General features: G+C 64.1%; 13 protein-coding genes. 5 read left to right on the forward strand and 8 right to left on the reverse strand.

What is annotated here, in order from left to right:
* Window positions 1-170: 170 nt before the first annotated feature.
* A complete protein-coding gene (locus LPW39_RS10905; RefSeq protein WP_208301110.1) occupies window positions 171-755 on the forward strand; it encodes a GbsR/MarR family transcriptional regulator in 585 nt (194 codons plus the stop codon).
* Window position 756: 1 nt separating this feature from the next.
* A complete protein-coding gene (locus tag LPW39_RS10910; RefSeq protein ID WP_230774524.1) occupies window positions 757-1,218 on the forward strand; it encodes a hypothetical protein in 462 nt (153 codons plus the stop codon).
* Here the strand turns inward: LPW39_RS10910 and LPW39_RS10915 are convergent.
* The 8 genes from LPW39_RS10915 to LPW39_RS10950 all read right to left on the reverse strand — a co-directional run bounded on the left by LPW39_RS10915 (window position 1,215) and on the right by LPW39_RS10950 (window position 10,031).
* Window positions 1,215-1,859, reverse strand: a complete 645-nt coding sequence (locus LPW39_RS10915) for a hypothetical protein (protein WP_230774526.1) — start codon at window positions 1,857-1,859, stop codon at window positions 1,215-1,217. The two genes, LPW39_RS10910 and LPW39_RS10915, sit on opposite strands and share 4 nt — an antisense overlap.
* Before the next feature lie 86 nt (window positions 1,860-1,945).
* The gene (locus LPW39_RS10920; protein ID WP_133858571.1) at window positions 1,946-2,935 is read right to left on the reverse strand and encodes an NAD(P)H-dependent flavin oxidoreductase; all 990 of its coding nucleotides are present in this window, start codon (window positions 2,933-2,935) and stop codon (window positions 1,946-1,948) included.
* Between the two features lie 105 nt (window positions 2,936-3,040).
* Window positions 3,041-4,834, reverse strand: coding sequence for an acyl-CoA dehydrogenase (locus LPW39_RS10925; RefSeq protein WP_230774528.1), 1,794 nt, complete (start codon window positions 4,832-4,834; stop codon window positions 3,041-3,043).
* 173 nt (window positions 4,835-5,007) lie between these two features.
* A complete protein-coding gene (locus tag LPW39_RS10930) occupies window positions 5,008-5,940 on the reverse strand; it encodes an electron transfer flavoprotein subunit alpha/FixB family protein (RefSeq protein WP_230774530.1) in 933 nt (310 codons plus the stop codon).
* 25 nt (window positions 5,941-5,965) lie between these two features.
* A complete protein-coding gene (locus tag LPW39_RS10935) occupies window positions 5,966-6,715 on the reverse strand; it encodes an electron transfer flavoprotein subunit beta/FixA family protein (protein WP_133858011.1) in 750 nt (249 codons plus the stop codon).
* 201 nt (window positions 6,716-6,916) lie between these two features.
* Window positions 6,917-8,191 carry a mechanosensitive ion channel family protein gene (locus LPW39_RS10940; RefSeq protein ID WP_230774538.1) on the reverse strand — a complete coding sequence of 425 codons (1,275 nt, stop codon included), beginning with the start codon at window positions 8,189-8,191 and terminating at the stop codon, window positions 6,917-6,919.
* A gap of 133 nt (window positions 8,192-8,324) precedes the next feature.
* Window positions 8,325-9,104, reverse strand: a complete 780-nt coding sequence (locus LPW39_RS10945) for an enoyl-CoA hydratase (protein WP_230774540.1) — start codon at window positions 9,102-9,104, stop codon at window positions 8,325-8,327.
* 21 nt (window positions 9,105-9,125) lie between these two features.
* Window positions 9,126-10,031 carry a histone deacetylase family protein gene (locus LPW39_RS10950; protein WP_230774542.1) on the reverse strand — a complete coding sequence of 302 codons (906 nt, stop codon included), beginning with the start codon at window positions 10,029-10,031 and terminating at the stop codon, window positions 9,126-9,128.
* A 91-nt stretch (window positions 10,032-10,122) separates the two neighbouring features.
* Between LPW39_RS10950 and LPW39_RS10955 the strand changes: the two genes are divergently transcribed.
* From LPW39_RS10955 to LPW39_RS10965, 3 genes are read left to right on the forward strand one after another with little or no spacing between them, the layout of a single operon-like run.
* Entirely contained in the window at window positions 10,123-11,043 is a 921-nt protein-coding gene (locus LPW39_RS10955) for an AAA family ATPase (RefSeq protein WP_230774544.1), read from the forward strand.
* A 1-nt stretch (window position 11,044) separates the two neighbouring features.
* Window positions 11,045-12,058, forward strand: a complete 1,014-nt coding sequence (locus tag LPW39_RS10960) for a DUF58 domain-containing protein (RefSeq protein WP_230774547.1) — start codon at window positions 11,045-11,047, stop codon at window positions 12,056-12,058.
* 10 nt (window positions 12,059-12,068) lie between these two features.
* Window positions 12,069-14,153, forward strand: a complete 2,085-nt coding sequence (locus LPW39_RS10965; RefSeq protein WP_230774549.1) for a transglutaminase TgpA family protein — start codon at window positions 12,069-12,071, stop codon at window positions 14,151-14,153.
* Window positions 14,154-14,158 lie beyond the last annotated feature (5 nt).

Genomic DNA, 14,158 nt, shown 5'->3' on the forward strand with positions numbered 1-14,158 from the left:
CCGCGCGCGCAGTGCCACTCCATGTGTAACGCCTTTGTATCCGCTGCCGTTGACGGGGCGGCCCCGCTGATAGGCCGAAATCTGCCGTCTTTACACAGCGGTTATGCGAAGCGCCGGGCCATGGCGGCCTGGCGTTTCAGCTTTTCCAGAAAAAACCGATAATCAGCGCCATGAAACAAGCCCAAACGCCGCTGCCCGAGCTCACCCGCCAATTCGTGTCACATTTTGGCGAAATGGGTAGCCGCTGGGGCATCAACCGCACCGTGGGCCAGATCTATGCGCTGATCTTTCTGTCGCCCCAGCCCATCAATGCCGACGAGATTGCCGAGGGCCTGTCCTTCTCGCGCTCCAATGTCAGCATGGGCTTGAAGGAGTTGCAATCCTGGCGCCTGGTGCATATGCGCCACCAGCCGGGTGACCGGCGCGAGTACTTTGAAGCGCCGGCCGATGTCTGGGAAATCTTCCGCACTCTGGCCGAAGAGCGCCGCCGCCGCGAGATCGAACCCACCCAGTCGATGCTCCGCTCCGCCCTGCTGCAGGAAACGCATTCCGCCGACGAGCAATACGCCCAGCAGCGCATGCAGGAGATGTACGACCTGATCGACAAGCTGATGACCTGGTTTGACGATGTGCAGCGCCTCAACCCCGACACCGCCCTGCAGCTGATGGGCATGGGCAGCGCCGTCACCCGGGTGCTGACCATCAAGGACCGCTTGACCGGCAAGTCGCCCGCCCGCAAGGAAGGCAACGACTGAGATGCTGGCCCTGCAAGCCCCGGCCGCCGTCGCCGAGCGGCTCTGGCCCGGCATTGCCTGGCCTGCGCTGATGCCCGGCCACGGCCTGCCCACAACCGAGATCGCCGGCGATTTTGTGTTGCTGGACCACCTGGGCGCCGCCGAAGAAACCTGGGGGCGCGATGCCCCGTTGGCCAATCTGGGCCAGGACTGGTGGGTGTTTGCCTGCTCGGGCACCGGCGATGCCTGGCTGTTGAGCCGTGACCAGCAGCAAACCGTCGCCTTCCTGGACCATGCTGCCGGGCCTGATGCCCTGCCCCAACTGCTGGGCATCGATGCCGGGCAATGGCTGCAACTGGCCGATCTGATGGCCCAGCTGGAAGCGGCGCAAGACCAGGGTCTGGCGCTGGCGCCGCAAGCCTTGGCGCTGATGGAGCAACTGGCGCCGGGCTTATCCGCCCACTACCCCTATTCCCTGGTTTAACGCGCGGGCGCAGCTGCAGCCGTCTTGGGCGCCAGCACAATGCGCAGGCCTTGCTCCTGCACTTCCATGCGCTCCACCGTATAGCCCAGGCCTTTCAACAGCATGCGCTGGCTGGCCGGGAGCTCATAGACCAGCAGGCCTTGCAGCACCTGCTCGGCCAGGCGGGGGGCATAGGTCTGGAACATGCCCTGGTAGGCAGCCGGCACGCCCTGCATCTGCAACTGCTGCACGCGCACGTTATGCAAGCGAATGCTGGCATCGGCATCGTGGAAGGCCAGGCCAAAGTCCAGGGTCATCTGGCCGGGGTATTCGTTGCCCATCAGCTTTTCGGTCACCCAGATATCGAAGGCGGCACGCAGGCTGTTGCTGGCTGCCAGCAATTGCACACTGGGCTTTTGCAGCTGGATGACGACCATGCCCTGCCAGGAACGGGCCAGCGGAAACTTGGCAGCGACCGCCTGCTGCAGCTGCGCCTGGCTGATGCTGATGCTGCGCGCACCGGCGGGTAGCGGGGTATCGGCAGCGTGTGCCGCACGGGTCGCAAGGCCTAGACCAGCCACCAAGCCCGCTGCCGCCCACACCAGGCAGCGGCGGCGCTGCAGCGGCTGGGCAGGCCCTTGGGCAGAAAACAGATTCTCCATCGCATCACACCATAGCCGACAAGCGCCATTGGACAGCGCCGCAAGGCCAAAGTTCAGCCCCGGCGGCCGGTGTTGGTATCTGCGCGTTACGCCGCCTGTGCAGGGGCAGTTGCGCGGCTCGGGCTGCTGGCCAGCAGCGCATCGCGGGCCTCAAAATACTCGCGCTTGAGCCGGGCCACCAGCTCGGCAGCGGGCACCACCTGCTTGACGGCGCCAATGCCCTGGCCACTGCCCCAGATGTCTTTCCAGGCCTTGCGGTCCTTGCCAAAGCTCATCGAGCTGGGGTCGGATACTGGCAGGTTGTCCGGGTCCATGCCGGCGGCGCGGATCGAGGGGCTCAGGTAGTTGCCGTGCACGCCGGTGAAGAGGTTGCTGTAGATGATGTCGTCCGAGTTGGAGTTGACGATCATCTGCTTGTACTCTTCCACCGCGCGCGCCTCATCGGTGGCGATGAAGGCCGAGCCGATGTAGGCAAAGTCGGCGCCCATGGCCTGGGCTGCCAGCACGGCACGGCCATGCGCAATGCTGCCCGACAAGGCCAGCGGGCCGTCAAACCATTCGCGGATTTCCTGCACCAGCGCAAACGGGCTCTTGATACCCGCATGGCCACCGGCACCCGCGGCCACGGCGATCAGGCCATCGGCGCCCTTGTCGATGGCCTTGTGCGCAAAGCTGTTGTTGATGATGTCGTGCATCACCACACCGCCCCAGGAATGGGCGGCCTGGAACACGTCCTCACGCGCACCCAGCGAGGTGATCAAAATGGGCACCTTGTACTTTTCGCACAGCGCCATGTCATGCTCCAGGCGCTCATTGGTTCGGTGCACGATCTGGTTGATCGCAAACGGCGCAGCGGGCTGGTCAGGGTGGGCGCGGTTGTGTGCCGCCAGGGTCTCGGTGATTTCGGCCAGCCAGTCATCGAGCTGCTCGGCCGGGCGGGCATTGAGCGCTGGCATGGAGCCGACGATGCCGGCCTTGCACTGGGCAATCAGCAACTGGGGGTTGCTGACGATGAACAGCGGCGAGCCGATGACCGGAAAAGGCACGTTCTGCAACGCGCCGGGAAGCTTGGACATACAAGGTCTCCTTCAAATGGCAAAAGCCCTCTGCGTTGTGGGAGGCGCAGACCCCAGGCGCCTTGGCCAAGGCGCGAGAGGGGCTTCAGATGTGGGGCATGGCGCTCAGAAACTGTCCTGCGGCAGCGCCATCACCGGGGCCGCACCGTGCAGAACTTCGTCGCGCAATGCCGAGGTTTTTACCAAAATATGCGTGGCATAGAAATGCGCGGTTGTCACCTTGGCTTCGAGGAAAGCCTTGTCAGCCGCGCCCTGGCTGAGCTGCTGCTCGGCCGCCAGCAAGGCCCGGCCCATCTGCCAGCCTGCCACCAGATTGCCCGCCAGCATCAGATACGGCACGCTGGCCGCAAACACATCATTGGGCGCAGTCTTGCTGCCGGCGACCACGTAATCGACCACCGCCAAAAAGTCCTGCCGCGCCTGCGCCAGCGCACGCGCAAACGCCTGGGCAGCGCCTGAGCTGCTGGCCTTCAGCGCCTGCTCTGTCTGCTCGATCTGGCTGGCGATGCCACGTGCGGCCTGGCCGCCGTCGCGCGCCGTCTTGCGGCCCACCAGGTCATTGGCCTGGATAGCGGTGGTGCCTTCGTAGATGGTCAGGATCTTGGCGTCGCGGTAGTGCTGGGCGGCACCCGTCTCCTCGATAAAGCCCATGCCGCCGTGCACCTGCACGCCCAGGCTGGTCACCTCCTGGCTCATCTCGGTGCTGTAGCCCTTGATGAGCGGCACCATGAATTCGTAGAAGGCCTGGTTGTCCTGGCGTACCTGCGCATCGGGATGGGCATGGGCGGCATCAAAGGCTGCTGCTGCCGTCAAGGCCATGGCGCGGCAGCCCTCGGTGTAGGCACGCATGGTCATCAGCATGCGGCGCACATCGGGGTGGTGGATGATGGTGGCGCTGCCGGCCACGCTGCCATCGACCGGGCGGCTTTGCACGCGCTCCTTGGCAAAGGCGGCGGCCTGCTGGTAGGCCCGCTCGGCAATGGCCACGCCCTGCAGGCCCACCGCATAGCGGGCCGCGTTCATCATGATGAACATGTACTCCAGGCCCCGGTTTTCCTCGCCCACCAAAAATCCGGTGGCACCGCCCTGGTCGCCATACTGCAGCACGCAGGTGGGCGATGCCTTGATGCCCAGCTTGTGCTCGATGCTGACGCAGTGCACATCATTGCGCGCACCCAGCGTGCCATCGGCATTGACGAGGAACTTGGGCACCACAAACAGGCTGATGCCCTTGACGCCATCGGGCGCACCGGCCACCCGGGCCAGCACCAGGTGCACGATGTTCTCGGCCATGTCGTGCTCACCGTAGGTGATAAAGATCTTGGTGCCAAAGACCTTGTAGCTGCCATCGCCCTGCCGCTCGGCGCGCGTGCGCACCAGCGCCAGGTCCGAGCCGGCCTGGGGCTCGGTCAGGTTCATCGTGCCGGTCCATTGGCCGGAGACCAGCTTGTCCAGGTAGGTCGATTTCAGCGCATCGCTGCCGGCCGTCAGCAAGGCCTCGATCGCGCCATCGGTCAGCAAGGGGCAGAGCGCAAAGCTCATGTTGGCGCTGTTGAGCATCTCCACACAGGCCGCGCCAATCGTCTTGGGCAAGCCCTGGCCACCGGCGTCCACCGGGTGCTGCAGGCCCTGCCAGCCGCCTTGTACATACTGCGCAAAGGCCTCCTTGAATCCCGCCGTGGTGCTGACCTGGCCATCCTTCCAGGTCGAGGGCTGCAGGTCGCCCACCACATTCAGCGGCGCCACCACCTCTTCGTTGAAGCGTGCACATTCCTCCAGCACGGCTTGTGCCGTCTCCAGCCCCGCCTCTTCAAAACCGGGGATCTGTGCCACCTGGTCGATGCGGGCCAGGTGCTCCATCGCAAACAGCATGTCCTTGACTGGTGCCTTGTAGCTCATCGTTGTCTCCTCGTCTTATCGTTGCTTCTGGTTTGGGGGTGCGCTGCGCAGACAAAAAAGGCATCCCGCCAGGGGATGCCTTCTTCAGATGCTGCTGTCTGCCACCACGCTGCCCATCACATCCAAGCTCAGCAGGATGCTGTTGCGGTGTGGGCTGGTGGCAGGCACGTTGTTTACAGCTTGCTGGCCATCTCGGGCACGGCGTCGAACAGGTCAGCCACCAGGCCGTAATCGGCCACGCTGAAGATCGGCGCTTCTTCGTCCTTGTTGATCGCCACGATCACCTTGGAGTCCTTCATGCCCGCCAAGTGCTGGATGGCGCCGGAGATGCCCGCTGCCACATACAGCTGGGGCGCTACGATCTTGCCGGTCTGGCCCACTTGCAGGTCGTTGGGCGCGTAGCCCGCGTCCACCGCAGCGCGGCTGGCGCCAATGGCTGCGCCCAGCTTGTCGGCCAGCGGGGTCATCACTTCGTTGAACTTCTCGGCGCTGCCCAGCGCGCGACCACCGGAGACGATGATCTTGGCGGCCGTCAGCTCGGGGCGGTCGTTCTTGGTCACTTCGCGGCCCACAAAGCTGCTCTTGCCGCTGTCGGCAACGGCTGCTGCGTTTTCGACCGCAGCCGAGCCACCGGTGGCAGCGGCGGCATCAAAGCCGGTGCCGCGCACGGTGATGACCTTGGTGGCATCGGTCGATTGCACGGTGGCAATGGCATTGCCCGCGTAGATGGGGCGCTCGAAGGTGTCAGCGCTCACCACCTTGGTGATGTCGCTGATCTGGGCGACGTCAAGCTTGGCTGCGACGCGCGGGGCGACGTTCTTGCCCGATGCGGTGGCAGGCGCCAGGATGTGGCTGTAGTTGCCGGCAATAGCCAGCACTTGCGCGGCCAGGTTTTCAGCGAGGCCGTCTTTGAGTGCCGGGCCTTCGGCCAGGATGACTTTGGCAACGCCGGCGATCTGCGCTGCGGCTTGGGCTGCAGCTGCTGCGCCTTCGCCTGCGACCAGCACATGCACATCACCACCGCAAGCCAGGGCTGCGGTGACGGTGTTGAGCGTGGCGGTCTTGATCGTTTGGTTGTCGTGTTCTGCAATAACGAGTGCGGTCATTTTGGTATTCCTTTGAGCGGCAGGCTTAGATTACTTTTGCTTCGTTCTTGAGCTTGTCGATCAAGGTGGCCACATCGGGCACCTTCACGCCTGCGCCGCGCTTGGCGGGTTCTTCCACCTTCAAGGTCTTCAGGCGCGGGCTCACGTCCACACCCAGGTCTTCTGGCTTCAACGTGTCGAGCTGCTTTTTCTTGGCCTTCATGATGTTGGGCAATGTGACGTAGCGCGGCTCGTTCAGGCGCAGGTCGGTGGTGATGACGGCGGGCAGGGACAGGGACAGGGTCTCCAGGCCCCCGTCCACTTCACGCGTCACATTGACCTTGTCGCCAGCGACTTCGACCTTGGAGGCGAAGGTGGCCTGGGGCAGATCGCCCAACGCTGCCAGCATCTGGCCGGTCTGGTTGGCGTCGTCGTCAATGGCTTGCTTGCCGCAGATCACGAGGCCTGGCTGCTCCTTGTCGACCAGGGCCTTCAGGAGCTTGGCGACAGCCAGCGGTTGCAGCTCTTCTGCGGTTTCCACCAGGATGGCGCGGTCGGCACCAATGGCCATCGCCGTGCGCAGGGTCTCCTGGCACTGGGTGACACCGCAGCTGACGGCGATGATCTCGGTCACGACGCCCTTTTCCTTCAATCGCACGGCCTCTTCCACCGCGATTTCATCAAAGGGGTTCATCGACATCTTCACGTTCGCAATGTCCACACCCGAGCCATCGCTCTTGACGCGCACCTTGACGTTGTAGTCCACCACGCGTTTGACGGGTACCAGTACTTTCATAAACCTCGACTCCTGAGTTGTTCAATAGGTTTGCGCCAGTGGCAGCGCTTGGGCGCTGCCACGCAGCCATGGGCATGGATCAGGCCATCATCGCACAAAAATGCACGACCGTGCTTTTTTGTAGCCAAGCGGCTCATAACGACCAATTATCGGCGCATCGCTGCGCACCAGCCTCCATTTTCCGCACAAGTTGGCGGTTCATCAGCCCTGGCTGGCAGGTATTGCACCACCGCTATTGTTCTGGATATGCAAAACACGTTGCGGGAACGGAATCTCGATCTTGGCGGCGCGCAGGCCCTCGAGCACGGCAATATTGACCGCTGACTTCACATTGGCCTGCCCGTTCATCGGATCGTTGATGTAGAAGCTCAGGCTGAACTCCAGCCCGTCAGGGGCGAAATTCACCAGGAACACCGAGGGCTCGGGCTTGGCCAGCACCCGCGCCTGCGCCAATGCAGCATTCGTCAACACCTCGCGCACCTGGGCGACATCGCTGTCGGCGCCGACGACGATCTGGGTGGTCAGGTTGAACTTCTGGTCGGCATCGGTGAGGTTTTCCACCCGCTGGGTGATCAAGGTCTCATTGGGGACAATCGACTCGCGTCCGTTGGAGGCGCGGATGACGGTGTAGCGCGTGCGGATGTCGGTGATACGGCCTTCGAAGCCATCGACGCGCACGTTGTCGCCAATGCGCAAGGCCCGCTCGATCAGCACCAGAAAGCCGCTGACATAGTTGGAGGCGATCTTCTGCATGCCAAAACCCAGGCCCACACCAAAGGCACCGCCCAGCACCGACAGCGCCGTCAGATCGACCCCGACCAGGGACAGTGCCACCAGCAGGCCGATGGTGATCAGCAGCATGCGCGTGAGATTGACGGCCATCTTGCGCATCGACAGGTCCTTGACCATGTCGTCGATCACGCGCTGCTCGAAGGTGGTCGAAATCCACAGCACCACCAGCATCACCATGCCCACCGATATCGCCCCCTGGAACAGTTCCAGCACCGAGATCGACGTCTTGCCAAAGGCGAACTGCACGGCATCGAGCTGCGCCATGACCTGCGGCAGCACACCCAGAATGCCCAGCACCGCCACACCCCAGGCCAGCCACGAGAAGATGCGCTCAATCAGGCGCACCAGGGTAGAGTTGGGAAAGGTCTTGGCCAGCACCCGGGCCACCAGGCGGATCACCGCCAGCGACAGCAGAATCTGCACCGCCAGCCGCAGCAAGAACACCGGCTGGTAATGCTCTACCAGCATGCGGGCCGCTGCAGTGAACAGCAGGGCCAACAGCGGGAAAAGCGCCCCGCCCCAAGCCGTTTTGCCAAACCATACCGATGGCTTGCCATCATCGCGGTGGCGGTAAAAGCTGCGCGTCAGCAACCAGGCCAGGCCAATGCAAATCACCAGAACAGCCAGTTCCTGCCAGGTGCTGGCCTGCTCAAAGTCCTGAAGTAAACGATCAAAGATATCCATGCGCCGGTCTCATAGGGTCCAAAAAAAGCATACGCGCAAGCATATGCTGGTTCCGTACCGTATCACCGATAGGGCGCTGCCGTTTGTAGGAGCGGCAGAGTTCCTGGGACGCGCGGCTGAGTGCAGCCTGAGGCTAAGACCAGACCGGTTTGCGCTTTTGCGCAAAGGCCTGCGCGCCTTCTTGCGCGTTGCCGTCCATCATGTTGGAGGCCATGCACTGGCTGGCTACCTGGTAGGCCGCTTCGATACCCAGCTCCCGCTGCTGGTAGACCAAGGCCTTGCCCATGCGCACGGCAGCAGCGGGCTTGCTGACGATGGCAGCCACCAGCGTTTCCAGCTCCGCATCCAGCTGCTCGGGCGTAGCCACCCGGTTGACCAGACCCTGGGCCAGCGCCTGCTCGGCGCTGATGAATTCGCCGGTCAGCAGCATCTCCATCGCCTGCTTGATGGGCATGTTGCGCACCAGGGGCACGCTGGGCGTGGCGCAGAACAGGCCGTACTGGATGCCGCTGGTGGCAAAGCTGGCCTCGCTGCTGGCAACAGCCAGGTCACACTGCGCCACCAGTTGGCAGCCGGCGGCGGTCGCCATGCCTTGCACGCGCGCAATGACCGGCACCGGCAACTTCTGGATCGCCATCATCACCAGGCTACAGCGGTTGAACAGGTCCTGGTACCAGGCGCGATCAGGATGGGCCGCCATGTCCTTGAGGTTGTGGCCCGCGCAAAAGGCCCGGCCCTGCGCGGCCAGCACCACCACGCGCACCGATGGATCCTGCGCAATGGCGGCCAGTGCTGCGCGCAAGGCCGCCAACATCTCATCGCCCAGCGCATTGAAGCGCGCCGCATCGTTCATGCACAAGGTCACCACGCCGCGCGCATCGCGGGTCTGCACAAGCAGGTTGCTGTCCGTCATTGCCAGGTCCTCAGAAGGTGTTTACAGATCGGCGAGCACGCGGATATGGGCTTCCACGCTGGCCGCGAGTGGCGCCATCACATAGCCGCCTTCCAGACAAGAGACGATGCGGCCCTTGCTGAAGCGCCGCGCAATGTCCTTTACGCGGTGCGTGATCCAGGCGTAGTCGGCCTCAACCATGCCGAGCTGGCCCATGTCGTCTTCGCGGTGGGCATCAAAGCCCGCGCTGATGAAGATCATCTCGGGTTTGAATTCTTCCAGGCGCGGGATCCAGTAGGTCTCGACGATCTCGCGGATGTCCATGCCCTTGGTATAGGCCGGTACCGGCACATTGAGCATATTGGCCGCCGGGTCCTTGTCGCCCGAATGCGGGTAGAACGGGTGCTGGAAAATGCCCACCATCAGAATATGCGGGTCGCCCGCGCAAATGTCTTCGGTGCCATTGCCGTGGTGCACATCAAAATCAACAATCGCTACGCGCTTGAGCTGGTGGCGCATCAGCGCGTATTTGGCGGCCACCGCGACATTGTTGAAAAAACAAAAGCCCATGGCCTGCTTGCGCGTTGCATGGTGGCCCGGGGGGCGCACGGCGCAAAAGGCGTTTTCCATCTCGCCGCTGATCACCGCATCGGTAGCCGCCAGCGCCGCACCGCAGGCCCGCAGCGCGGCATTCCAGGTGGCGCCGTTGACGGCAGTGTCGGTGTCCAGCATCAGCGTTTCCGGGCCGCCAATGGCTTGGTTGTCGGCCGCCATTTCGGACAGCCCGCGTATCGATGCAATATGCAGGCGCTCATGGCCCAGCTCCAGATCGGACATGCTGGCCTTGGGCGCGTCGCGCCGGTCCAACGCATCTCCCACCCCGGTGATCAGCAGGCGGTCTTCAATCGCATCCAGGCGGGCAGCGCATTCCGGGTGGGCAGGTCCCATGTCGTGCAGCCAGCAATCACGATGGCTGAAATAACCTGTCTTGGACACAGTTTTCGTCTCCTTAACTGCCTTTGTCGTTTATTGTGCTGGTATGCAGACACAGCACACCATACAAAAATTATTGACTCAGCTTAACACGGTGATTGTGGGGAAACCGGCGCAGGTTCAGGATTGTCTGACTTGTTTGCTGGCGGGAGGACATCTGCTGATTGAAGACGTACCAGGCGTGGGCAAGACCACGCTGTCGCATGCGCTGGCCCGCACCTTGGGCCTGCAGTTTGCGCGGGTGCAATTCACTGCAGACCTGATGCCCAGCGACTTGACCGGCGTGTCGGTCTATGAGCGTGAGCAGCAGGCATTTGTGTTTCATCCCGGCCCCGTGTTCACCCAGGTTTTGCTGGCCGATGAGATCAACCGCGCCAGCCCCAAGACGCAAAGCGCGCTCTTGGAGGCCATGGAAGAAAAGCAGGTAACGGTCGAGGGCGCCACGCGCCCGCTGCCCCAGCCTTTCTTCGTCATTGCCACCCAGAACCCGCTCGACCAGTTGGGCACCTATGCGCTGCCGGAGAGCCAGTTGGACCGCTTCCTGATGCGCATCTCCTTGGGCTACCCCGACCAGGCGGCCGAGTTCCAGCTGCTGGCCGGCCAGGGCCACCGCGATATCGCCAACCAATTGCCGGCGCTCACCTCTGCGGTGGAGCTGAAGTTCCTGCAGCAGGAAGTGAGCAGCGTGCGCGCCAGCGATGCGCTGATCCACTATGTGCAGGCGCTGATCGCCGCCACGCGCTCGGGCAAATGGTTTGTGCAGGGCCTGTCCCCGCGCGCAGGCATTGGCCTCATCCGTGCCGCCAAGGCGCAGGCCTTGATCCACGGCCGCGACTATGTGGCGCCCGATGATGTGCAGGCCATCCTGCCGCAGACCACGGCGCACCGGATGGTGCCCGTGAGCACCTCGGGACGCAGCGCCGTTGAGCAGGTCCGCGCGATGATGGACAGCGTGGCGCTGCAGTAGCGTGAACGCCCGCTTCGCCGCTGCCGGGCAGCCGGCCTACAACCCTTTTCTGCGGCTGCGCCAGCGCATGCGCCAGTGGTGGCTGGCCCATTTGCCCAGCGCCAGCAGCCATGCCATCAGCCGCCGCAACCTCTACCTGCTGCCCACCCGCGCCGGCTGGATGCTGGCGCTCACCTTGCTGGTGCTGCTGGTCACCAGCATCAACTTTCAGCTCAACCTGGGTTTTTTGCTGACCTTCATGCTGACGGGCGCGGCGCTGGTGTCCGTGGGCATTGGCTACCGTAACCTGCTGGGCCTGCAGCTGGAGCTGCATGCCCCCGACGCACAGTTTGCCGGCCAGCCGCTGCGCCTGGATTTGCGCCTGGACAACCCCAGCCGCCGCAGCCGCTATGCACTGGGCATACGCCAGTACCAAGGCCACGAACTGAGCCTAGTGGACGCAGCGGCACAGGCCACTACCCCCATGCAGCTGAGCACGCCAGCCGAGCAGCGCGGCTACCAAAGCCTGCCTGCGGTGCTGGTCGAGACGCGCTTTCCGCTCGGCGTTTTCCGCATGTGGACGGTCTTCCGCACCACCGAAAAGGCCCTGGTCTACCCCAGCCCCGAAACCAACCCTCCGCCACTGCCGCTGGGCCTGGCCGATGCAGGTGCAGGCACCAGCGCCAGCCTGCGGGCCAGCAGTGGTGAGTTTGATGGCGTGCGCAGCTACCGGCGCGGTGATCCCCTCAAGCTGGTGGTCTGGAAGAAAGCGGCCACCTCACTGGCCACTGGCACGGGCCATTTTGTGGTGCGCGACAACCAGCACCAGGCGCAGCAAGACCTGTGGCTGGATGCCCAGCAATGCGGTCTGGCAGAACGCGAGGCCCAGCTCTCGCGCCTGACCGCCTGGGTGGTCATGGCCGACCAGCAAGGCCTGCGCTATGGCCTGCGCTTGGGCGCCGCCCATGCGGATCTGGCAGCAGACAGCGGGCCTGAGCACCGCCAGGCCTGCCTGCGCGCACTGGCCCTGGCCTAGGAGCAACACGATGCCCTCTGTGTTCAACCCTGCCCCTTCCGCAGGCGCCAGCCGCTGGTCCAGCCTGCCGCGCGAGGCACGCGATACCTTGTTTTTGCTGGCCGTCGTCGGCTGGATCCTGCTGCCGCTCACTGCCACCTTGCCACTGTGGGCCTCGGCTCTGGCTTACGCCCTGCTCGCCTGGCGCGGCCGCATTGCACTGCTGCAAAAGCCCATGCCGGGCCGCTGGCAGCTACTGGCCCTGCTGGTGCTGGTCGTCGGGCTGACCTTGCTCAGCTACCGCACCATCCTGGGCGCCGATGCCGGCGTCACCCTGGTCAGCATGCTGCTCACGCTCAAGACCATGGAGCTGCGCGCCAAACGCGATGCGATGGTCATCTTCTTCCTGGGCTTTTTTGCGCTGATTGCCAACTTTCTGCATTCGCAGTCGCTGCTGACGGCCTTGGCGATCGCCGTCGGCCTGGTGGGCTTGCTGACAGCCCTGGTCCATGCGCATATGCCCGTGGGCCAGCCTTCGCTCAAGTTTGCTGCCGGCCTATCGCTGAAGATGGTGGCCATCGGCGCACCGTTGACCCTGGCACTGTTTGTCTTCTTTCCCCGCATGTCACCGCTCTGGGGCGTGCCCCAGAACCCGACGGCCAAGACCGGTCTGTCCGATGAGATGACGGTGGGTACGGTGGCATCGCTGGCCCAGGACGAAGGCATTGCGTTTCGCGTCAAGTTCGATACACCACAAAACCGGCCGCCCCCTGCCAACCAGCTCTACTGGCGCGGGCCGGTGTTGTCCGATTTCGATGGCACCACCTGGCGTGCCACACCCAGCTTTCGCAATCCCGATGACCGGATGTATGCCGACATCCGCACCGAAGGCGAGGCGCTGCGCTACGAGCTGACCCTGGAGCCCCACCAGAAGCCCTGGCTGCTGAGCCTGGACCTGACCCGGACAGCACCCGTGTTGCCTCGTGGCCGCGCCTACAGCACTGGCGACCTGCAGTGGCTCAGCAACCGGCCCATTACCGAGGTGACCCGCATCGCGGTGGAAAGCTACACCAGCTACCGGTTTGGCATGCAGGCCGGCAACCGAGAGCTGGCCTTCAACCGCCGGCTGCCGGCCAACAGCAACCCGCGCACCCAGGCCTGGGTGGCACAGCTGGTGGCCGAGATCGGCGACCGGCCTGACCGCAGCGCGCAACTGGTGCAGCGCCTGCAGCAGCAGCTGCGCAGTGGCGGCTATACCTACACCTTGGATCCCGGCGTTTACACCGGCCAGGCCGCTGACGAGTTCTGGTTTGACCGCAAACAAGGCTTTTGCGAGCATATCTCGGCCGCCTTTGTGGTTGCGCTGCGCAGCGCCGGCGTGCCGGCGCGCATTGTGACCGGCTACCAGGGCGGCGAGGCCAACAGCGTGGATGGCTACTGGACGGTGCGCCAGGCCGACGCCCATGCCTGGGCGGAGGTGTGGCTGGGCGACGAACAAGGCTGGGTCCGCTTTGACCCGACCGGTGCCGTCAGCCCCGGCCGCATCGGCGCTGCACAACGGCTGAACACGCCCAACTTCATGGGCTTCAGCGTCAGCAATGCTGTCACCATCAACGGCCTGCAGCGCATGCGTGCAGTCTGGGAGGCCGTCAACAACAGCTGGAACCAGTGGGTGCTGAACTACACCCAGCGCGAGCAGATGGACATGCTCAGCAAGCTGGGCCTGTCCAGCCCCAACTGGGTGGATCTGGTGCGCATTCTGGGTGGCCTGGTGCTGGCAGCAGCCCTCATCGTGGTGCTGGTGCTGCAGTACCAGCGCAGGCGCATGGACCCCTGGCTGGCCTTGTTGAGCGAGGCGCGCAAACGCCTGCGCCAGGCCGGTGTACCAGAGGCCGCACAAGGCAGCGCCACCACGCCGCGCGCGCTGGCACGCTTGGTGCACGCCCAGGCACCCGATCTGGCGCCGGCCTTTGGCCAATGGCTCAAGGCGATGGAGCGGCAGCGCTACGCACATGCCAGCGGCCAGCCAGCGCCCAGGGCCGAGCTGGCAGCGCTTCGCAAACAATTACGACTTCTGCCCTGGTCCCGGCTGCGGGCCCTGGCAAACAAGGTATAAAACCC

Origin of the sequence: Comamonas koreensis, assembly GCF_021026195.1 — a bacterium.
In the GTDB taxonomy this organism is placed as follows: Bacteria; Pseudomonadota; Gammaproteobacteria; order Burkholderiales; family Burkholderiaceae_C; genus Comamonas; species Comamonas koreensis.